The sequence below is a fragment of the Stutzerimonas kunmingensis genome, from assembly GCF_002929225.1.
Lineage (GTDB): Bacteria > Pseudomonadota > Gammaproteobacteria > Pseudomonadales > Pseudomonadaceae > Stutzerimonas.
This window is the reverse complement of sequence record NZ_PISM01000014.1, coordinates 753,380-773,576: the sequence shown is the minus strand read 5'-3', so window position 1 is coordinate 773,576 and position 20,197 is coordinate 753,380. Positions and strand designations below refer to the sequence as shown.

General features: G+C 64.0%; 15 protein-coding genes and 1 pseudogene. 8 read left to right on the top strand and 8 right to left on the bottom strand.

Annotation, left to right across the window (positions count from 1 at the left end; all coding sequences use genetic code 11):
- Positions 1 to 146: 146 nt before the first annotated feature.
- Positions 147 to 956 (bottom strand): tRNA cyclic N6-threonylcarbamoyladenosine(37) synthase TcdA, encoded by an 810-nt coding sequence (tcdA, locus tag CW305_RS10175; protein ID WP_104097820.1) that lies wholly within the window; start codon positions 954 to 956, stop codon positions 147 to 149.
- 127 nt (positions 957 to 1,083) lie between these two features.
- Here tcdA and dapE point away from each other — a divergent pair, with 127 nt between their 5' ends.
- Genes dapE through CW305_RS10160 form a run of 3 tightly spaced genes read left to right on the top strand, consistent with a single transcriptional unit; the run spans position 1,084 to position 3,460 of the window.
- Positions 1,084 to 2,232, top strand: a complete 1,149-nt coding sequence (gene dapE, locus CW305_RS10170) for a succinyl-diaminopimelate desuccinylase (protein WP_104097819.1) — start codon at positions 1,084 to 1,086, stop codon at positions 2,230 to 2,232.
- Positions 2,226 to 3,032, top strand: coding sequence for a putative RNA methyltransferase (locus CW305_RS10165; RefSeq protein WP_023447104.1), 807 nt, complete (start codon positions 2,226 to 2,228; stop codon positions 3,030 to 3,032). Before dapE ends, CW305_RS10165 begins: the two co-directional genes overlap by 7 nt.
- Before the next feature lie 56 nt (positions 3,033 to 3,088).
- Complete coding sequence (locus tag CW305_RS10160; RefSeq protein ID WP_003303949.1) at positions 3,089 to 3,460, top strand: hypothetical protein; 372 nt, start codon at positions 3,089 to 3,091, stop codon at positions 3,458 to 3,460.
- Between the two features lie 99 nt (positions 3,461 to 3,559).
- On the opposite strand, the gene CW305_RS10155 is transcribed toward CW305_RS10160, so the two are convergent.
- The 4 genes from CW305_RS10155 to CW305_RS10140 all read right to left on the bottom strand — a co-directional run bounded on the left by CW305_RS10155 (position 3,560) and on the right by CW305_RS10140 (position 7,470).
- On the bottom strand, positions 3,560 to 3,769 hold the full coding sequence (locus CW305_RS10155) for a cold-shock protein (RefSeq protein ID WP_003283763.1): 210 nt from the start codon (positions 3,767 to 3,769) through the stop codon (positions 3,560 to 3,562).
- 204 nt (positions 3,770 to 3,973) lie between these two features.
- On the bottom strand, positions 3,974 to 5,809 hold the full coding sequence (locus CW305_RS10150) for a GldG family protein (protein ID WP_104097818.1): 1,836 nt from the start codon (positions 5,807 to 5,809) through the stop codon (positions 3,974 to 3,976).
- Positions 5,810 to 5,818: 9 nt separating this feature from the next.
- Positions 5,819 to 6,550, bottom strand: a complete 732-nt coding sequence (locus tag CW305_RS10145; RefSeq protein ID WP_104097817.1) for an ABC transporter permease subunit — start codon at positions 6,548 to 6,550, stop codon at positions 5,819 to 5,821.
- Positions 6,547 to 7,470 (bottom strand): ABC transporter ATP-binding protein, encoded by a 924-nt coding sequence (locus CW305_RS10140; RefSeq protein ID WP_104097816.1) that lies wholly within the window; start codon positions 7,468 to 7,470, stop codon positions 6,547 to 6,549. Before CW305_RS10140 ends, CW305_RS10145 begins: the two co-directional genes overlap by 4 nt.
- Positions 7,471 to 7,740: 270 nt before the next feature.
- Between CW305_RS10140 and CW305_RS10135 the strand changes: the two genes are divergently transcribed.
- The 3 genes and pseudogenes from CW305_RS10135 (at position 7,741) to plsB (ending at position 12,733) form a co-directional block, all read left to right on the top strand.
- Positions 7,741 to 9,105: a serine hydrolase domain-containing protein gene (locus CW305_RS10135; RefSeq protein ID WP_104097815.1), complete on the top strand. Its 1,365-nt coding sequence runs from the start codon at positions 7,741 to 7,743 to the stop codon at positions 9,103 to 9,105.
- Between the two features lie 19 nt (positions 9,106 to 9,124).
- Positions 9,125 to 9,684: pseudogene (locus tag CW305_RS10130) on the top strand (GNAT family N-acetyltransferase).
- Between the two features lie 550 nt (positions 9,685 to 10,234).
- Entirely contained in the window at positions 10,235 to 12,733 is a 2,499-nt protein-coding gene (gene plsB / locus CW305_RS10125) for a glycerol-3-phosphate 1-O-acyltransferase PlsB (RefSeq protein WP_104097814.1), read from the top strand.
- 5 nt (positions 12,734 to 12,738) lie between these two features.
- Here plsB and CW305_RS10120 read toward each other — a convergent pair whose 3' ends face one another.
- Positions 12,739 to 13,167: an N-acetyltransferase gene (locus CW305_RS10120; RefSeq protein WP_104097813.1), complete on the bottom strand. Its 429-nt coding sequence runs from the start codon at positions 13,165 to 13,167 to the stop codon at positions 12,739 to 12,741.
- 190 nt (positions 13,168 to 13,357) lie between these two features.
- On the opposite strand from CW305_RS10120, the gene CW305_RS10115 reads away from it, so the two are divergent.
- A complete protein-coding gene (locus CW305_RS10115) occupies positions 13,358 to 14,029 on the top strand; it encodes a DUF4197 domain-containing protein (protein WP_014819999.1) in 672 nt (223 codons plus the stop codon).
- A 25-nt stretch (positions 14,030 to 14,054) separates the two neighbouring features.
- On the opposite strand, the gene CW305_RS10110 is transcribed toward CW305_RS10115, so the two are convergent.
- Both CW305_RS10110 and CW305_RS10105 read right to left on the bottom strand, forming a co-directional pair.
- Entirely contained in the window at positions 14,055 to 15,671 is a 1,617-nt protein-coding gene (locus CW305_RS10110; protein WP_104097812.1) for an ATP-binding protein, read from the bottom strand.
- 11 nt (positions 15,672 to 15,682) lie between these two features.
- A complete protein-coding gene (locus tag CW305_RS10105; RefSeq protein ID WP_041013615.1) occupies positions 15,683 to 16,399 on the bottom strand; it encodes a winged helix-turn-helix domain-containing protein in 717 nt (238 codons plus the stop codon).
- Positions 16,400 to 17,105: 706 nt separating this feature from the next.
- On the opposite strand from CW305_RS10105, the gene CW305_RS10100 reads away from it, so the two are divergent.
- Positions 17,106 to 19,985 (top strand): ribonucleoside-diphosphate reductase subunit alpha, encoded by a 2,880-nt coding sequence (locus tag CW305_RS10100; RefSeq protein ID WP_104097811.1) that lies wholly within the window; start codon positions 17,106 to 17,108, stop codon positions 19,983 to 19,985.
- The last annotated feature ends 212 nt before the right edge of the window (positions 19,986 to 20,197 follow it).

Genomic DNA, 20,197 nt, shown 5'->3' with positions numbered 1-20,197 from the left:
GCGTCGGAAACACACGAGATGGGCTCTTTGTGTTGGGGGGAATCTTGGCGACGGCGTATGTCAGCCAAATGGCTGATATGTAAAGCTTTCGTGACAACGGAACTTTCCGTGGAGCCGCATCACAGAGCGGCTGCGGCACTTTTTCGTCAGCTGCGAACGTTGCGCTCGCTGGGGCGACGGGCTCCGGCGACCAGCTTGTCGACGGCCCTGGCGGCTGCAACCATGCCGAAACTGGCGGTCACCATGGTCACCGCGCCGAAGCCTCCGGCGCAGTCGAGCTTGACCCCCTCACCAACGAAGCTCTTGCTCTGGCACACGCCGCCGTCCGGCTTCGGGTAGCGCAACTGCTCCGTGGAGAACACACAGGGCACGCTGTAGGTGCGCCCCGGCGTGCGCGAGAAGTTGTATTCGCGACGCAGCAGCGAGCGCACCTTTGCCGCCAGCGGATCGTTGAAGGTCTTGTTCAGATCAGTGACCTGGATCTGTGTCGGATCGACCTGCCCGCCGGCGCCGCCGGTGGTGATGATCTGGATCTTGCGGCGCTTGCACCAGGCGATCAGCGCCGCCTTGGCCGGCACGCTGTCGATGCAGTCGATGACGCAGTCCATGTCTTCGGTGATGTATTCGGCCATGGTTTCGCGGGTGACGAAATCCGCCACTGCATGAATCTGGCAGGCCGGGTTGATGGCGCGAATACGTGCGGCCATCTCGTCGACCTTGGCTTTGCCCACTGCGCCATTGAGGGCGTGAATCTGCCGATTGGTATTGGTGATGCACACATCGTCCAGGTCGAACAGGCTGATCTCGCCTACCCCGCTGCGCGCCAGCGCCTCGGCCGCCCACGAGCCGACGCCACCGATGCCGACCACCGCCACATGCGCAGCCGCCAGCCGCTCGAGGCCGACGCGGCCATACAGGCGGGCAATACCGCCGAAACGCTGATCATCGATAGACATGCCGACTCCCCGGAAAAAACCTGGCGATTATAAGACCTCATGACGCCACGACCACTGCATCCAGCCGTCACCGTAACCGCGCCTTTGCTTTAATATGGCGCCCTTTCCCCGCCGCACCGGAGCCCTGATGACCGCGCCTGCCCTCTCCCCGACGCTCGAACTCGCCTGCGAGCTGATCAATCGCCCTTCGGTGACGCCGCTGGATGAAGGCTGCCAGCAGCTGATGAGCCAGCGCCTGGCGGCCTGCGGCTTCGCCATCGAGCCGATGCATATCGAGGACGTGGAGAACTTCTGGGCCATTCGCGGCAACGAAGGCCCGGTGCTGTGCTTCGCCGGCCACACTGACGTGGTCCCTACGGGCCCGCTGCAGGCCTGGCAGAATCCGCCGTTCAGTGCGCGCATCGACGAGCAGGGCATGCTCCACGGCCGCGGCGCGGCAGATATGAAAGGCAGCCTGGCGGCGATGGTCGTGGCAGTGGAGCGCTTCACCGCCGATCACCCGAATCACAAGGGGCAGATCGCCTTTCTCATCACCAGTGATGAAGAAGGCCCTGCGCACCACGGCACCAAGGCCGTCGTCGAGCGCCTGCGCGAGCGTGGCCAGCGCCTGGACTGGTGCATCGTCGGCGAACCGTCGAGCACCGCCTTGGTAGGTGACGTGGTGAAGAATGGCCGCCGCGGCTCACTCGGCGGCACCCTCACCGTACGCGGCCAGCAGGGCCATGTGGCCTATCCGCATCTGGCGAAGAACCCCATCCACCTGGCCGCGCCTGCGCTAGCGGAATTGGCCGCCGAGCACTGGGACGACGGCAATGCCTTCTTCCCGCCGACCAGCTTCCAGATCTCCAACCTGAACGCCGGCACCGGCGCCACCAACGTCATTCCCGGCACGCTGGAAGCGGTGTTCAACTTCCGCTTCTCCACCGAATCCACCGTCGAACAGCTCAAGCAGCGCACCGCCGCGATTCTCGACAAGCACGATCTGGACTGGAACGTGGACTGGGCACTGTCCGGCCTGCCGTTCCTCACCGAACCGGGCGCGCTGCTCGACGGCGTGGCCAAGGCAATCCGCAGCGTCACCGGCCGTGAGACCACGCCGTCCACCAGCGGCGGTACCTCGGACGGGCGCTTTATCGCCACCCTCGGCACCCAGGTGGTCGAGCTCGGCCCGGTCAACGCGACCATCCACCAGGTTGACGAACACATCCTGGCCAGCGATCTCGACCTGCTGACCGAGATCTACTACCAGACCCTGGTGAACCTGCTCGCATGCTGATCTGCCCGATCTGCCAGGCGCCGCTGAGCGCGCTCGACAACGGTGTGGTCTGCGCGGCCAACCACCGTTTCGACCGCGCGCGTCAGGGTTACCTGAACCTGCTCCCGGTGCAGCACAAGAACAGCCGCGATCCGGGCGACAACCAGGCCATGGTCGAAGCACGGCGACGCTTTCTCGACGGCGGCCACTATGCGCCGCTGGCCCGACGCCTCGCCGAGCTGGCCGCCGAACGCGCGCCGCAGCGCTGGCTGGACATCGGCTGTGGCGAGGGCTACTACACCGCCCAGCTGGCCGAGGCACTACCGGACGCCGAAGGCTATGCACTGGACATCTCCCGCGAAGCGGTCAAGCGTGCCTGCAAACGCGCGCCGCAACTGGAATGGCTGGTGGCGAGCATGGCCCGCGTGCCGCTGGCCGATGCCAGCTGCGACCTGCTCGCCAGCGTGTTCAGCCCACTGGACTGGCAGGAGGCGCGACGCCTGCTCGCACCCGGCGGCGGACTGCTGCGCATGGGACCGACCCGCGAGCACCTGTGGGAGCTACGCGCCCGGCTCTACGACGAGGTACGCGACTACGATGACGAGAAGCACCTGTCGCTGATTCCCGAAGGCATGCGCCTGGCCCACAGCGAAACCCTCAGCTACGAGCTGCAGCTGGACAACGCCCAGGCCCGTGCCGACCTGCTGGCGATGACCCCGCACGGCTGGCGCGCCAGCGCCGAGCGCCGCGCCGCCGTGATCGACAGTCACCTCAGCGTGCGGGTTGCGATACGCTACGACTGGATCGAACGCACGCCCTAGCGTTCGTATATTTGCCTACGACCAAAACCTCGCACCACCACATAAGGCAGTCGCCCATGCGTCAACCCGATATCGAGATCTACCTCAGGGATGCCAGTCAGGAGGCCGTCGGCGAGTGGCTGGCCCAAGCCATTGGCTCATGTTCCGCCTGGCAACAGAAAGGCCAGACCTTCAAGTGCAGCGCCGCCGGCATTCCGGTGACCTGGCTGCCGAAGGCGGTGGGCAAATGGCATTGTCTGCTGCTGGAAAGCGATGCCACCCCCTGGGACGATGACCTCGCCTGCGCCCGCGCGGCGTATCAGGCTTTGGGTGTGGAAATCCGCTGCGCGCCGGGCGGCTGGCAGGAAGAGGAAGCCGTTGAAGAGGCCGACCGCTGGATCCGCATCAGCGATGACGGTGAAGAGGAAATCGTCTGGCGGACCGGCTGATCGGCATCGGCCGTATCGCTCATCCGTGGTGGACCGAAACCACCGGATAGCAAAACAAAGCCCGTCACTTGGACGGGCTTTGTCATTGCGCAACCGAAGTTACACGCCGGCGACGTCTTCGGCCTGCAGGCCCTTCTGGCCCTGGGTTACCGAAAACTCCACCTGCTGCCCTTCGGCCAGCGAGCGGTGGCCGTCGCCACGGATCGCGCGGTAATGCACGAACACGTCGGCGCCATTACCCCGCTGGATGAATCCATAGCCTTTTGCATCGTTGAACCACTTGACGGTTCCGGTCTCGCGCTCAGCCATTACCACTTCTCCAACTCGCTTTTTGTTATTCCTCGGAAGAGGGGTCGACGGTCAGGCCTTCGTGCATTCGGCTCCGGCGCAAATGCGACTCGAACGCGACCGTTGCCGGAGTATAAAACAACGATTTTCGCTGTCAGCCTCTTTTTTCCGCTGCGGATTTGACACCCTCGCCCGCCCCGGCCAATGCCGGAACGGGTGCTCTGTTCAGGCGCTCCGGCGGCGTCGCCATAGCCACAGGGCGAGCACGCCCAGGGTCAGCAGCAAGGGCACCAGAGCGATGTTGGCGAACTTCAGCGTACGCCCCAACGCTTCGATATCGGCATTGAGCTGATAACGCACCTCACGCAACTCCTTGCGGATACGCACCTTCTCCTGCTGGAACTGACGCAACGCCTGCTCCTGCTCAGCCGTCAGCTCCAGCGCATGCTCCGGGTCCGGACTCTGCAGCTCGGCCAGTTGCTGCTCGGTATCAGCCAGGCGCTGCTGCAGCACTTCTTCCTTCTCGCGGAAACGATCCTCGGCCTCGCGCTGCAAGGTTTCTACCATCACGAACGGGCGGGTGAAGCGACCACGCGAACGCACGCTGATCAGCGCATCGGTGCCGGAAAGGTTGTCCAGCGCATTGATCACGAACGCGCCGTTGTCCGCCCACGGCTGCGGAACGCGCTGGCCGAAGAAGTCCTGCACCTGCACCCACATGCGATCACTCAGCAGATCGGTATCGGCGACGGCGATCACGTTGATGTTCTGGCTTTCCTTGATGCCCTCTTCACGGCCTTCGATGCCGTCCGGAAAGGCAGTTTTCGCCGGCCCCTGGATGCGCGCCGCCAGGGTGTAGCGCTCGCCGGTCGGCTCGAGGCCAAGCAGCAGGGTTTCCGGGTTGTCCAGCGTGGCGAAGCGCTCGGCCTCCACCGGCATGGCGTAGTCGGAACTGCCGAACAGCGGCGTGAAGCGCGTCGTCGCGTCCTCCAGCGGCTCCAGAATGCCGGCACTGGCGATGGTGATGTTTTCCAGCGCGGCGGTGGTCACGTCATCCTGATCCAGCGCGTTGCGCGGCAGGCTCAGCCAACCGGCATGCCGCACCGGCCGACGCTCGGCGCCCATGCCCACCGACATGCCGTAAGCGGCATCGGCGACCGCCTTCTTCGGCACCATACGTACGCCCCAGGCCCTGAACAGCGGTTCCAGGTCAGAGACCCGCTCCTCGCCGAACTCGCCCGGACCGATGCCCATGCCCGGATCGATCTCGCTGTGCGGATCGAGGAACACCAGGAGCTTGCCGCCGCGCAGGACGAACTGGTCGATGGCGAACAGCGTCTGCTCGGGCAGATCCTTCGGATGGATCAGCAGCAGCACCGATACATTGGTGGGGATCAGATCGACATCGCGCTGCAGGCTCTCGATATGGAACAGCTGGCGGACTTCCTCCAGCACCATCCACGGCGGCGTCGCCTGCTGCGTGCGCATGTCGAAGCCGCCGGTCAGCTGCAGGCCGGAAAGCACACCCACCACCGGCAGCTCGGCAGTCGCCAGGCTCTGAACCAGGCGGCTGACCTCGTACTCGAGAAACTCCTCCTGATCCAGCGGGAAGAACGGGATGATCTGCGTATTGCCCTCCGCATTGGTGCCGGCCAGCCCGAAGTAGACCTTGTCACCGCCCTGGTTGAGCGGTACCGCCTGCAGGCCGAACTCGGCGGCGCGGTCTTCTTCCTCGGAGAACGGCTGCGGATCGATCACGTGCAGCTTGAGCTTGCCGCCAGAGGCGCGCTGATAGGCACGCAGCATCTCCTCGACCCGACGCGCGTAGTTGCGCAGCGCGACCAGGTCCTTGGCGGTCTCGTCCGAATAGAAGAAATGCAGCTCGATGGGTGACTGCAGCCCCTCGAGGATGCGCTCGGTACCCTCGGAGATGGTGTAGAGCTTCTGCTCGGTCAGGTCCAGCCGGGCATTGGTCAGCAGCGTGCCGGTCAGCCCATTGAACAGCAGGACTGCCAGCGCGATCAGCAGCAGCCCGGCACCGGAATAGATGACTCGTTTCATGGTGACTCCTCAGGCGGCTTTCTTCAGGTCGACGACCACGGCGGTGGCCGCCAGCCAGGCGACGATCAGCGTGACGAAATACAGCAAATCACGCAGGTCGATCACGCCCTTGCTGATGGAGTCGAAACGGATCAGGAAGCTCAGCGAAGCCACCGCGTCGATCAGCCACTGCGGCGCCCAGGCGAAGGCATCCAGCACCATCGGCAGGCCGCTGACGATGAACAGGAAGCACACCACCACCGAGAGGATGAAGGCGATCACTTGGTTTTTCGCCAGCGCCGACATGCACGAGCCAATGGCCAGGAAGGCGCCGGCCAGCAGCCAGCTGCCGAGATAACCGGCGACGATCACGCCATTGTCCGGCTCACCCAGGTAATTGACGGTGATGACCATCGGGAAGGTCAGCAGCAGCGCGATGCCAGCGAATACCCAGGCGGCGAGGAACTTGCCGGTAACCGCCTCGAAGCGGGTGATCGGCAGCGTCATCAAGAGCTCGATCGAGCCGGACTTGCGCTCCTCCGCCCACAGGCGCATGGCGATCGCCGGCACCAGGAACAGGTACAGCCAGGTATGGAAGCTGAAGAACGGCGTGAGGTCGGCCTGGCCGCGCTCGTAGAAACCGCCCAGGTAGAAGGTGAACACCCCGGAGAGCACCAGGAAGATCACAATGAACACGTAGGCCAGCGGCGTGGCGAAATAGCTGCCCAGCTCGCGCTTGAAGATAACCGGCAACTGGGTCATAGCGACTCCCCGCGAGTCAGGTTACGGAACACCTCATCCAACCGGCCGCGTTCCACGTCCAGCTCCTTCACCACCCAGCCATGCTGGGCGATCAGCGCACTGACCTGAGGGAAAATCACCTGCCCCGGCTGCGCCAGCAACGTCAGGCTGTGCTCGGGCTCGTTGAATTCGACACCGGCCACGCCGGGCAACGCGGCCAGGGCAACGTCGTCCAGCGGACCGTCGCTGACCAGCGTGACGGCCTGGTGATATTTCGACCGGCTCTCCAGCTCCAGCGGCGTGCTGTCGGCCACCAGTCGGCCCTGGGCGATGACCACCGCGCGGGTGCAGACCGCACTGACCTCTTCGAGGATATGCGTGGAGATGATGACAATCTTGTCCTGCGCCAGCCCCTGGATCAGCTGACGCACCTGGTGTTTCTGGTTCGGATCGAGGCCATCGGTGGGCTCGTCGAGAATCAGCACCTGCGGATCGTGCAGGATCGCCTGGGCCAGGCCGACGCGACGCTTGAAGCCCTTGGACAGCGTCTCGATGGACTGCCCCAGCACGTTCTCCAGCTCCACCTGGGCGACCGCGGCTTCGACCCGCTGGCGCTTGTCCGTCCCACGGAAGCCGCGGACTTCAGCGATGAACTCGAGAAAACCGCGCACCGTCATGTCGCCGTAGCAGGGCGCGCCTTCGGGCAGATAACCGATCTGCCGCTGGGCCTGCAGCGTCTGGGTGCGAATGTCGTGGCCGAGGATACTCGCCGTGCCCGACGTCGGCGCGAGAAAGCCGGTCAGCATCTTCATAGTGGTGGACTTGCCGGCACCATTCGGGCCGAGAAATCCCAGCACCTCGCCGCGCTGGACCTGGAATGACAGGTCGTCGACCGCGGTGTGCTGGGCAAAACGCTTGGTCAGGTTGCTTATTTCGATCATGGACTCTCACCAGTGCACCAAAGGCCCTGGCGTGCCGCCGCGCGACCCGAGCCAGGTCCTGCAAAAATGCCGGCGGCACTATAAGAACAGCAACCCGACGAATGCAACCAGTCCCTAGACTGAGAGGACTACGCTGTTCATCACCGCTCTGCGCGCAATTCGCTATAAGGCCATGCCGCACGGATCGCAGACGCCCAAAATGCCGGCAGAGATTGAGAGACTTCCAGGCCGGCATGCCGCGACACGCCAAGCCATTAGCAAGGACAAACCATGAAACTACGCAGGTCCAGAGAGCTAGCGAAAGTACATCTCTGCTGTTTGTTTGGCGCCATGGCGTGCTCAGCGTACGCCAGTGAGCCTGCGGAGTTTCCAGACGCACAAACCAGTGATCCAGCGACAATGGGATGGATGGTTGGCTCGCCGCCACCGACTGATCGAATCCTGCGCTTCGAGGATGGCAGTTATTTTCGCTTCCCGCAGATGCGCTGGAGCGTCGCCAACTTTCGACAGCTGATGCCTACCGTCAATGTCTCACGCGGCCTAGGTGAGTCTTCACTACTCGAGCACCAGCCAAGCAACGAGATCGATGCGCTGACATTCGTCCCTCTTGGTGGGGGCGAGCCAATGACCTGGCAGCAATCGCTGCAAGCCAACTACACCGACGGCATCATCATCCTCCACCGAGGGAAATTGGTGTACGAGCGCTATTTCGGCGTATTGAAGCCGGAAGGACAGCATGCTGCCATGTCGATTACGAAAACCTTCACCGGTACATTGGCGGCGCTTCTTGTGGCCGAAGAAAAGCTGGATCCCCAACGTCTGGTCGCAGATTACGTTCCCGAGCTGGCAGCGTCGGGTTTTGCCGATGCCAGCGTACGACAGCTGATGGATATGACCACCGGCATTCACTTCAGCGAGGATTATGCGGACCCCAAGGCCGAAGTATGGGCGCACGCAGCCGCCGGCAATCCGCTGCCGAAACCCGCTGATTACCAGGGGCCACGGACCTATTACGAATTTCTGCAAACGGTCAAACCGGAAGGTCGTCATGGCGAGGCCTTTCATTACCGCACCGCAAATTCCGACGCTCTGGGCTGGGTAATCGCGCGAGTGAGCGGGCGGAACGTCGCACAGCTGTTGTCGGAGCACATTTGGAGTCGATTGGGCGCGGAACAGGATGCCTACATGTCGGTAGACTCCATCGGTACGCCGTTTGCCGGTGGCGGCCTGAATGCCAGCCTGCGCGACCTTGTGCGCTTTGGCGAAATGATGCGTAACGAAGGTCGATACAACGGCACTCAGATTCTGCCGCCGGAAGTCGTGGCAGATATCCGTGGTGGAGCAAATCGAGACGACTTTGCGAAAGCCGGTTATCGACTGCTACCCGGCTGGAGCTACCGCAACATGTGGTGGGTCAGCCATAACGAGCATGGCGCTTTCATGGCCCGCGGGGTCCACGGACAAGCGCTTTATGTAGATCCGCTGGCGGAGATGGTGATCGCACGGTTCGCCAGCCATCCAGTGGCGAGCAACGCGGCAAATGACCCTACTTCCTTGCCCGCCTATGAAGCGGTCGCCAGGCATCTGCTGAACGCCGCCGATAGCGTGCGGAAGGTGCGAACACCCCTGGATTGAACGGCCTGTGATAACAGATATGAGCGACCTTCAGACAAAGCGCCTGCTTCTGCGGCAATGGAAGCCAGCCGATCGCGCACCGTTCGCCACGATGAATGCGGACCCCAGGGTCATGCGGCACTTCCCCGCCCTGCTCAGTCGGGCCGAGAGCGATGCGATGGCTGACCGCTGCCAGGCGCTGATCGAAGAACGCGGCTGGGGGTTCTGGGCCGTCGAGCTGAAAGCCAGCGGCGCATTCATCGGCTTCGTCGGTCTGCATACGCCGTCGGCAACCTTGCCGTTCTCGCCGTGTGTGGAAATAGGTTGGCGCCTGGCGGCTGATTACTGGGGCCAGGATTGGCCAGCGAAGCGGCGTGGGTCGCGCTAAAGACAGGGTTCGGCACGCTCGATCTTTCCGAAATCGTATCCTTCACTACTATCGAGAATCGACGTTCACGCGCCGTGATGGCCCGTCTCGGCATGCGTGAAACGGAGGAGTTCGAGCATCCAGGAGTTCCCGTCGGCCATCCGCTTCGCCGGCACTGCCTGTATCGACTGGATCGCGAACGCTTTGCGGCGCAGTTGGCTGCAGCTGAATGACCGTTCATTCACGATTGGCTGGACTTCGCTGGAAACCCTGTTAGAACGGCACGCGCATAGCCGGACCCTCATCCCCACCCTACGGATATTCTTCAATGCCACCACCACCCGTCTTTTCGCCAGTCTCTTCGTTCATGTTCTGCTCCTCACGGTTGTCGATGACGCGATCAGGCGCCGTTTGAAACAACCTAGCACCGAGCTCATGAACGAACAAAAGGCCAGAACGGCGTTTTCAGGGCTGCAGGAACGAGGCTGAAAGCGGCGCCAGCGCAGCAACCAAGCGGCTTCCAGCTACCCAGACTGCGGCTGAAATGGCGCGTATGGAATTTCCCTATCGGCACGATAGGCGCAGCCTCAAACAGCGCATCCTATCGCCCCATTTACGCCTCACACTCCAGTGTCCGCGTTAGGTCTGCGCAGAGAATCCGGGCGTCGAGTAGCCCTGCCAATCGCTGGCGGTTCGCCGGCAGAGAGTTTTGCCCGCCCTCCCCGCTTGCGGCACACTTGCCGCCTTCGAGGGCATTGCCCCTTCCATAGCCGAATCTGCCGTATGACTCGCTCCCCCCTTCGCCGTCTGATCTTCTCCGTATTGCGCCGCGTGCTGTACTTCTGGGTGCGCTCGGAGACCATCAACCAGTCTGCCTTCACCCTCAAGCTGGACCGCAGCAAGCCGGTGTTCTACGCGCTGCAGCAACCCTCGCTGAGCGATCTCGCGGTGCTGGACGTCGAGTGCAGCAAGGCCGGGCTGCCACGCCCGGTGGCCGATGTGGCGGTGGGCGACCACGCCGAGCCGGCCGCGTTCTTCTTTCTCAATCCGGCAACAAGCTGGTTTGGCCGACGCACGCGTCTGGTGGCGCCGCCAACGCTGGTCCGGCTGGTCGGCGCACTGGAGCACAACGCGGTGGAAAACGCGCAGATCATCCCGGTCAGCGTGTTCTGGGGGCAGTCGCCGAATCGCGAGACCAGCGCCTGGAAGCTGCTGTTCGCCGACAGCTGGGCGGTTACCGGGCGCCTGCGCAAGCTACTCAGCATTCTGGTGCTGGGGCGCAAGACCCGCGTGCAGTTCTCCGCACCGATCCAGCTCAACGAGCTGATCGCCCTGAACAAGGGCCACGAGCGCACCCTGCGCATGGTCCATCGCATGCTGCGCGTGCACTTCCGCAACCAGAAGACCGCCGTGATCGGCCCCGACCTGTCGCACCGGCGCAATCTGGTGAAGGGCCTGGTGCACGCACCGCAGGTCCGGCAGGCGATTCGCGGCGAGGCCGAGCGCGAGAACATTTCCATCGAACGGGCCGAAGCCAGGGCGCTGCGCTACGGCAACGAGGTGGCCTCGGACTACGCCTACACTGCCGTGCGCTTCCTCGAAGTGGTGCTGTCCTGGTTCTGGAACAAGATCTACGACGGCATCCGCGTCAACCATATCGAGCCACTGCAGGAAGCCGTGCGCGGCTACGAGGTGATCTACGTCCCCTGCCATCGCAGCCATATCGACTACCTGCTGCTGTCCTACCTGCTGTTCCGCAACGGCCTGACGCCGCCGCACATTGCCGCCGGCATCAACCTCAACATGCCGGTGATCGGCAGCCTGCTGCGCCGCGGTGGCGCCTTCTTCATGCGCCGCTCGTTCAAGGGCAACCCGCTGTACACCTCGGTTTTCAACGAATACCTGCACAACCTGTTCACCCGCGGCTTCCCCGTCGAGTACTTCGTCGAGGGCGGCCGTTCGCGCACCGGCCGCATGCTGCAACCCAAGACCGGCATGCTGGCCCTGACCCTGCGCAGCTACGTGCGCTCGTCACGCCTGCCGATCCTCTTCGTGCCGGTCTACATCGGCTACGAGCGCGTGCTGGAAGGCCGCACCTACCTGGGTGAACTGCGCGGCGCGGCGAAGAAGAAGGAATCGATCTTCGATATCTTCAAGGTCATCGGTGCGCTCAAGCAGCGCTTCGGCCAGGTCTGGGTCAACTTCGGCGAACCGCTCAAGCTCAACGAATTCCTCGACCAAGAGCAGCCCGGCTGGCGCCAGCAGACCTACACGCCGGACTACCGTCCCGAATGGCTGAACGACGCCACCAATCGCCTGGCCGAGCGCATCGCCCAGCGCCTGAACGAGGCGGCGGCGGTCAACCCGGTCAACCTGGTGGCGCTGGCGATGCTCTCCACCAGCCGCCAGGCCCTGGACCAGCAGTCCCTGGCGCGGATTCTCGATCTCTATCAGGCGCTGTTACGTGCGGTGCCCTACTCGCCGCACACCACGCTGCCGGAAGGCGACGGCAACGCGCTGATCGCGTACGTGAAGAGCCTCGACCTGCTCGCCGAACAGAAGGACGCGCTGGGTAACATCCTCTATCTGGACGAGCAGAACGCCGTCCTGATGACCTACTACCGCAACAACGTGATGCACATCTTCGCGTTGCCGGCACTGCTGGCGAGCTTCTTCCAGAGCAGCTCGCGCATCAGCCGCGAGCAGATCCAGCGCTTCACCGAGGCGCTGTACCCGTACCTGCGTGCCGAGCTGTTCATGCGCTGGGAAGTCGAGGAACTGGAAGCCGTGGTCGACCAGTGGCTGGCGGCCTTCGTCGAGCGCGGCCTGCTCAAGGTGGACGGCAACCACTACGTGCGCCCGGCCCCGAGCTCGCGGCAGTTCGTCCTGCTCACCCTTCTCGCTCGCGTCGTGGTGCAGACCCTGCAGCGCTTCTACATGGCCACCTCGCTGCTGCTCAACAGTGGCCAGCACAGCCTGAGCGCCGAGGAGCTGGAAAACCTCTGCACGGTCATGGCCCAGCGCCTGTCGATCCTGCATGGGCTCAACGCGCCGGAGTTCTTCGACAAGGCGCTGTTCCGCCATTTCATCCAGAGCATGCAGGAACAGGGCGTGGTCAGCCCGGACGAAAACGGCCGGCTCGGCTATCACGAAAAGCTCGCGGAACTGGCCGAGGGCGCGGCCAAGCGCGTGCTACCGGCTGAGATTCGCCTGTCGATCCGTCAGGTGGCGCTGGAGCGTCATCATGACGATTCCGATTCGACGCCTCCCGAGGCTGCCTGACGCAGTCAGTCCCGCTGCCAAGCCATCGCCAGTTCAGGATGGCCGGTGTGCGGGTCCAGCTGTTCGCTGATCGCGGCAAAGCCATGTCGGCGATAGAAGGCGACGCTGGCGGCATTGGCACTGTAGACCGTCAGCTCGAGCCGCTCACGCACGGTCTTGGCCTGCTCGATCAGCGCCGAGCCGATACCGCCGCCCTGGGCGCTCGGCGCCACGAAGATCGCCGCCAGGACGTCCCCGACCAGCGCGACGAATCCCAGCACCTCGCCTTCACGTTCATCGACCCAGATCTGCGCCGCCGGCAGATAGATATCGCGCATGTCATCCAGCTTCGACGCCCAGAACGCCGGGGCGATGAAGTCATGGGCGCGGATCGATGCAGCCAGCCAGATCGCCAGCACCGGCTCCAGGTCATCGGGGCGAAAGGGACGGATCATGCGAGTCGGCTCCATAACGACGGGGCCGCAACCTTAGCGCATCAGTAACAACCTGTCCCCCGCCTGCCTGACCCATACTGCTGGTAAACGCCTGCGCCTTGCCCGGCATTGCTTTAGCATCGGAGCCAGGCCATACGGCAGTTAGCAGCCCGCCGCTTCTGCACCATTCAATGAACATGAGGTTAACGCCATGTTGCGCATCACCACTCTCGTTGCAGGCCTGGCACTTTCCGCCAGCGCTTTCGCTCTTTCACTTTCCGACCTGACCCAGAGCGACGCCAGCGCCGGCCTCAAGGATGCCCTGAGCCAGGGCGCCAAGGTCGCCGTGCAGCAGCTCGGCCGCCCTGGCGGTTTCAGCAGCGATCCGGACGTGCGTATCGAGCTGCCGGGCAACATCGGCAAGGCCTCGCGGATGCTGAAGATGCTCGGCATGGGTGCGCAGGTCGAGCAGCTGGAGAACAGCATGAACCTGGCCGCCGAGAAGGCGGTGCCGGAAGCCCAGCAACTACTGCTCGATGCCGTGCGCAAGATGACCGTGCAGGACGCCAAGGCCATTCTCGCCGGTGGCGATGACTCGGCCACCCAGTACCTCAACCAGTCCAGCCGCGAGCAGATTCGCGCGAAATTCCTGCCCATCGTCAAACAGGCCACCGACCAGGTCGGCCTGGCGCAGCAATACAACGCCGTCGCCGCCAAGGTGCCGGCTGGCATGAACGGCAGTTACGCGAATATCGAAAGCTATGTCACCGAACAGGCGCTCGATGGCCTGTTCACCGTGATCGCCGAGCAGGAAGCGAGCATTCGCAAGAACCCCGCCGCCGCGGCCACCAGCCTGGCGAAAAAGGTGTTCGGACTGCTCTGAGAGATTGGGTCGAGCTGCGCTGGTTTCAGCCAGCCGCTGCGCGGTCCGCCCTGCGCCGCGGCCAGACCAGGCTGAAACGCGCGCCGCCCAGGTCGCTGTGCCCCAGCTGCGAGCGACCGCCGTGCCAGTAGATGATCCGCCGCACGATGGACAAGCCCAACCCGTGCCCGCCAGAGGCGCGGGTACGGCTGTCGTCCAGGCGCAGGAACGGGGTGAAGACCTTTTCCCAATCCGCTTCCGGGACGCCCGGGCCATCGTCGTCCACCTCCAGCCGCACCGTTTGCCCGTCGATGGCGAAGCTGACCTGCACCCGACTCTCGGCATGGCGCATGGCATTGGTGATCAGGTTGCTCAGGGCGCGGCGCAGGTACTGCGGCTCCGCCTCGGCCCAGCAGCTGCCATCGGCTGCCGTTGTGCATTCTCCGCGGCTGACGCCGACATCGGCGCGGAGCGGCGCCAGCTCACCGATCACCTGATCGACCAGCGCACCCAGGTCGACCTGCTGGAAATGCAGGGTCGGCGAGCCGCGCTCCAACCGCGAATACACCAGCATTTCGTCGACCAGCGCATCGAGGTCGTCGATGTCGCCGTCCATGCCTTCCAGGTACTTGCGCCGGGCCTCGTCGGTCTGCGCCTCGGCGCTCATTTCCAGGCCGAAACGCAGGCGCGCGACCGGCGTGCGCAGCTCATGGGCCACCGCGCTGACCATCTCCCGCTGCACCGCCAGCAAACGCTGCAGATGCCTGGCCATACCGTTGAACGCCGCCGCCAGGCGCCCGACCGAATCGGTGCCGACGTCCGGCACGCGGGTTTCCAGATTGCCCGCGGCGATGCGGGTCGCCGCGCCTTCCAGCACGCTCAGGCGCTGCTCCAGCTGGCGCACCAGCAGGTACACGGTAAGACCGATCAACGACAGGCCGAGCAGGCCGATCAAGATCAGCAACTGCGGCGGATAGGGATTCATCTGGTACAGCGGACCGAGCTGCATGATCCAGCCGGTACCGGCGATGGCCGCGAACACACGCACGGCATCACCGCCGCGAGCGAGCGCCATCACCGTGTCGCCCTCGTCCAGCCGCCGACGCTGGTCGTCATCGAGGTTGGCGCTGTCACGCGTCAGCAATTCCAGATCGAAGCCGAAACCACGCGCCTGTTTCAGCTCGGCGAGGCGTCGCGGCTGCTCGGCTTCGGGATAGCGGATCAGCTCGTCGATCAGCAGATAGATGGTCGCGCGCGCCAGCTGCTCGCTGAGCTGTTCCACCTCGCCGGTGAGCACCAGCCGGTCCTGCGCGCTGACCAGGCTGAACACCGTGGTGCTCTGCGGACGGATCTGCTCGACCAGCACCTGGCCGCGCAGCAGGCGCGCCTCCAGTCGGCTTTCCAGGCTGACATCGTCGAGCGTGCGCACCCGCAGCGGAATGCCCAGCAGCCGCCCCCAGAGGTTCGCCGCCTGGCGCCGTTCGATCGGCGTCATGCTGCTCATGTTGTGCGCCATCAGGCGGAAGGTGCCGCTGGCCAGGCGCTCGCGGTGATCGTCCGCGCGGTACTGGTTGAGCAGGTGCAGGCCGCCGGCGCCGAGCAGCGCCACCAGCACCAGCACCCCCAGCATGCCGCCATAGATGCGCAGGAAGATCGAGTTCATGGGCGACGGCGCTACACCATCGCCACGGCAGCTTCGGAAACGAACAGATAGCCCTTGCCGCGCACCGTCTTGATCAGCCGCGGATGATCGGGATCGTCACCGATCTTGGGGCGGATACGCGAAATACGCACATCGATGGAGCGGTCCTGACCGTCGTATTCGATGCCGCGCAGCTCGGAGAAGATTTCTTCACGGGAAAGAATGCGTCCGGGGTTGGAGGTCAGCAGCCAGAGCAGGTCGAACTCGGCGCCGGTCAGTTCGATCTGCTGTTCACGCAGCCAGGCTTCGCGCAACGCGCTGTCGATCACCAACGGGCCGAACTGCAGGCGCTTGGCATTGGTCGGCGCCTCCGGTGGCTGACGACGCAGCAAGGCGCGGATGCGCGCCAGCAACAGACGCGGACGCACCGGCTTGCAGACATAGTCGTCGGCGCCGGTTTCCAGCCCCAACACCTGATCCAGATCGTCGGCCCGCGCGGTGAGCATGAGGATCGGGCCATCGTAGCGGTCACGCACCCGCCGGCAGATCGACAGGCCATCCTCGCCGGGCAGCATCAGATCGAGCACCACCAGATCCGGGCGCTCCTCGATGATGCGCTCGGCGGCGCAGGCGCCATCCGATTCGATCGACACCTCGAAGCCGCCACTGCTCTGCAGGTATTCCTGCGTCAGCTCGGCCAGCCGTCGATCGTCCTCGACGATGAGAATCCGCCACGTCTCTTGCTCCATCCCCGCCCCCTGTCAGACCGTCAGGCCACAAACGAACAGCGCGCATTGTACCCAACGCCCGGCCCGGCACGATGCACAAAAAGCGGGCAGCGGCAAACACAACATGTAGTGTCATTGACCATCATCAAAATATGCCCGGCGGCGCGTATTTCGTCGGCATTCGGCCGAGCGCCGCAGCCATGCGGCCTGCGGCCGGACGCCGCGCTTTCACCCACAATCCGCACACATGTTATCCACAGGTTATCCCAGGCGGCTGCCTTGCATTGGCCCGGAGCCAGCATTATCTTGTCGCTCCTGCGCGCCCTGACCCCTAGATATTGGGCCTGCGCACCGCAACTGACACAATCGAGACATTTTCGAGAGCTGGGCTATCGCCCTGCCTCCCATTGCTCTGCAACACCGTCGGCAGCCTCAGGTCAAGCATTAATGCAAGCCTTCGACAGTCGTCTCCCTGACTTCAAGCGCGGAACTAGCAGCTGTGCTCGGAGCCAAGACAAAACACAACATATTGTGTTGACAGTTTTTCCAGCCTGACTATCCTTCCGGCAACGACTTAGCTCGTCAGCGGCCTAGTCAGGCTATTCCTTGCGATACCACCATGCACCGCGATGCGGGGCATGGCTGACGCAGTAACAACGCCCGGGCTCAACGAAGCCCGCGCAGACAGAACCAGAACCGCGACTAAAAGAGAGAATCCGGAGCCCCCATGCAGAACCCATCCACTCGCGAGAACCCGCTGTCAGCCGATGCACCGGATCTGGCGGCTACCGCCCCGGGCCAGCTGCGCGTGATCAAGCGCAACGGTACGGTCGTCCCCTACACCGACGACAAGATCACCGTCGCCATCACCAAGGCCTTTCTCGCAGTGGAAGGCGGTAACGCTGCCGCTTCCTCGCGTATTCACGACACCGTCGCGCGCCTGACCGAGCAGGTCACCGCCACCTTCCGTCGTCGCATGCCCTCCGGTGGCACCATCCATATCGAAGAAATCCAGGACCAGGTCGAACTGGCTCTGATGCGTGCCGGTGAGCAGAAAGTCGCGCGTGACTACGTGATCTACCGCGAAGCCCGTAGCCAGGAGCGCAAGAGCGCCGCGGCCAACGACATCGCCCAGCCGCACCCGAGCATCCGCGTGACCCGCGCCGACGGCAGCCAGCAGCCGCTGGACATGGGCCGCTTGCAGACCATCATCACCGAGGCCTGCGAAGGCCTGGCCGAAGTCGATGGCGCGCTGATCGAGCGTGAAACCCTGAAGAACCTCTACGACGGCGTGGCCGAGAAGGACGTCAACACCGCCCTGGTGATGACTGCCCGCACCCTGGTCGAGCGTGAGCCGAACTACAGCCAGGTCACCGCGCGCCTGCTGATGGACACCCTGCGTGCCGAAGCCCTGGGTTTTCTCGACGTTGCCGAAGCCGCCACCCATCATGAGATGGCCGACCTGTACGCCAAGGCCCTGCCGGCCTACATCGAGAAAGGCGTCGAGTTCGAACTGCTCGATTCCAAGCTCAAGAGCTACGACCTGGCCAAGCTGGGCGCCGCGCTCGACCACGAGCGCGACCAGCAGTTCACCTACCTCGGCCTGCAGACCCTGTACGACCGCTACTTCATCCACAAGGACAACGTCCGCTTCGAGCTGCCGCAGATCTTCTTCATGCGCGTCGCCATGGGCCTGGCCATCGAGGAAGAGCAGAAAGAAGCCCGAGCCATCGAGTTCTACAACCTGTTGTCGTCCTTCGACTACATGGCCTCCACGCCGACCCTGTTCAACGCCGGCACCCTGCGTCCGCAGCTGTCCTCGTGCTACCTGACCACCGTGCCGGACGACCTGGGCGGCATCTACGACGCCATCCGCGATAACGCCCTGCTCTCCAAGTTCGCCGGCGGCCTGGGCAACGACTGGACCCCGGTGCGCGCACTGGGCGCCTACATCAAGGGCACCAACGGCAAATCCCAGGGCGTCGTGCCCTTCCTGAAAGTGGTCAACGACACCGCCGTCGCGGTCAACCAGGGCGGCAAGCGCAAGGGCGCGGTCTGCGCGTACCTGGAAACCTGGCACCTGGACATCGAGGAATTCCTCGAGCTGCGCAAGAACACCGGTGACGACCGTCGCCGTACCCACGACATGAACACCGCCAACTGGATTCCGGACCTGTTCATGAAGCGCGTCTTCGACGACGGCCCCTGGACCCTGTTCTCCCCGTCCGACGTCCCCGACCTGCACGACCTCACCGGCCGCGCCTTCGAGGAGCGTTACGAGTACTACGAGGAGCTGACCAAGTACGGCAAGATCAAGCTGTTCAAGACCCTGCCGGCCAAGGACCTGTGGCGCAAGATGCTCTCGATGCTGTTCGAGACCGGCCACCCGTGGCTGACCTTCAAGGACCCGTGCAACCTGCGCAGCCCGCAACAGCACGTCGGCGTGGTGCACAGCTCCAACCTCTGCACCGAGATCACCCTGAACACCAACAAGGACGAGATCGCCGTCTGCAACCTGGGCTCGATCAACCTGGTCAACCACATCAAGGACGGCAAGCTCGACGCCGCCAAGCTGGAGCGCACCGTGCGCACCGCTGTACGCATGCTCGATAACGTCATCGACATCAACTACTACAGCGTGCCGCAGGCGCAGAACGCCAACTTCAAGCACCGCCCGGTGGGCCTGGGCATCATGGGCTTCCAGGACGCGCTGTACCTGCAGCACATCGCCTACGGTTCCGATGCCGCCATCGACTTCGCCGACAAGTCCATGGAAGCCATCAGCTACTTCGCCATCCAGGCCTCCTGTGACCTGGCCGACGAGCGTGGCGCCTACTCCAGCTTCCAGGGCTCGCTGTGGTCCCAGGGCATCCTGCCGCTGGATTCCCAGCAGATCCTCATCGAGGCTCGTGGCCAGAAGTACATCGACGTCGACCTGACCGAATCCCTGGACTGGGCGCCGATCCGCGAGCGCGTCAAGAAAGGCATCCGCAACTCCAACATCATGGCCATCGCGCCGACTGCGACCATCTCCAACATCGTTGGCGTGTCGCAGTCCATCGAGCCGACGTACCAGAACCTGTACGTCAAATCGAACCTGTCCGGCGAGTTCACCGTGATCAACCCATACCTGGTCCACGACCTCAAGGCCCGCGGCCTGTGGGACCCGGTCATGGTCAACGACCTCAAGTACTACGACGGCTCCGTACAGCAGATCGAGCGCATCCCGCAGGATCTGAAAGACATGTACGCCACCGCCTTCGAAGTCGAGACCAAGTGGATCGTCGACGCCGCCAGCCGCCGCCAGAAGTGGATCGACCAGGCGCAGTCGCTGAACCTGTACATCGCCGGCGCCTCGGGCAAGAAGCTCGACGTGACCTACCGCATGGCCTGGTACCGTGGCCTGAAAACCACCTACTACCTCCGTGCCCTGGCCGCGACCAGCACCGAGAAGTCCACCATCAACACCGGCAAGCTGAACGCCGTGTCCAGTGGTGGCAGCGAGGCGGCGAACTCCGCCAGCGCCGCTCCGGCTGCCGAGCCGCAGCCGGCTCCGGTGCCGCTGGCATGTTCGATCGATAACCCCGACTGCGAAGCCTGCCAATAACAGAAGTCGCGCGTAGCTGAGCGGCGTCTGCGGCGTTGGCCGCCAAACCGGACCCCATCACGTACAGCTGTACGCTCAGGGGTTCCGGCTCGGCAGCCGCCTAGCAGCCACTCGCACAGCTCCACGCTCGCACCATTGTTGCGACAAGGAAACAGAACGGCCCGCTCCTGCTCGCCAGGAGCCCTAAGCCAACGCAGTGGCTACCCATCGAA

Bases quoted from the DNA above. Each gene is read 5' to 3' on its own strand.
- CW305_RS10115 (WP_014819999.1), top strand. From the start codon at position 13,358: ATGTTGCGCATCACCACTCTCGTTGCAGGCCTGGCACTTTCCGCCAGC.
- tcdA (WP_104097820.1), bottom strand. From the start codon at position 956: ATGTCTATCGATGATCAGCGTTTCGGCGGTATTGCCCGCCTGTATGGC.
- dapE (WP_104097819.1), top strand. From the start codon at position 1,084: ATGACCGCGCCTGCCCTCTCCCCGACGCTCGAACTCGCCTGCGAGCTG.
- CW305_RS10160 (WP_003303949.1), top strand. From the start codon at position 3,089: ATGCGTCAACCCGATATCGAGATCTACCTCAGGGATGCCAGTCAGGAG.
- CW305_RS10110 (WP_104097812.1), bottom strand. From the start codon at position 15,671: ATGAACTCGATCTTCCTGCGCATCTATGGCGGCATGCTGGGGGTGCTG.
- CW305_RS10145 (WP_104097817.1), bottom strand. From the start codon at position 6,550: ATGACCCAGTTGCCGGTTATCTTCAAGCGCGAGCTGGGCAGCTATTTC.
- CW305_RS10165 (WP_023447104.1), top strand. From the start codon at position 2,226: ATGCTGATCTGCCCGATCTGCCAGGCGCCGCTGAGCGCGCTCGACAAC.
- CW305_RS10140 (WP_104097816.1), bottom strand. From the start codon at position 7,470: ATGATCGAAATAAGCAACCTGACCAAGCGTTTTGCCCAGCACACCGCG.
- CW305_RS10120 (WP_104097813.1), bottom strand. From the start codon at position 13,167: ATGATCCGTCCCTTTCGCCCCGATGACCTGGAGCCGGTGCTGGCGATC.
- plsB (WP_104097814.1), top strand. From the start codon at position 10,235: ATGACTCGCTCCCCCCTTCGCCGTCTGATCTTCTCCGTATTGCGCCGC.
- CW305_RS10135 (WP_104097815.1), top strand. From the start codon at position 7,741: ATGAAACTACGCAGGTCCAGAGAGCTAGCGAAAGTACATCTCTGCTGT.
- CW305_RS10150 (WP_104097818.1), bottom strand. From the start codon at position 5,809: ATGAAACGAGTCATCTATTCCGGTGCCGGGCTGCTGCTGATCGCGCTG.
- CW305_RS10100 (WP_104097811.1), top strand. From the start codon at position 17,106: ATGCAGAACCCATCCACTCGCGAGAACCCGCTGTCAGCCGATGCACCG.
- CW305_RS10155 (WP_003283763.1), bottom strand. From the start codon at position 3,769: ATGGCTGAGCGCGAGACCGGAACCGTCAAGTGGTTCAACGATGCAAAA.
- CW305_RS10105 (WP_041013615.1), bottom strand. From the start codon at position 16,399: ATGGAGCAAGAGACGTGGCGGATTCTCATCGTCGAGGACGATCGACGG.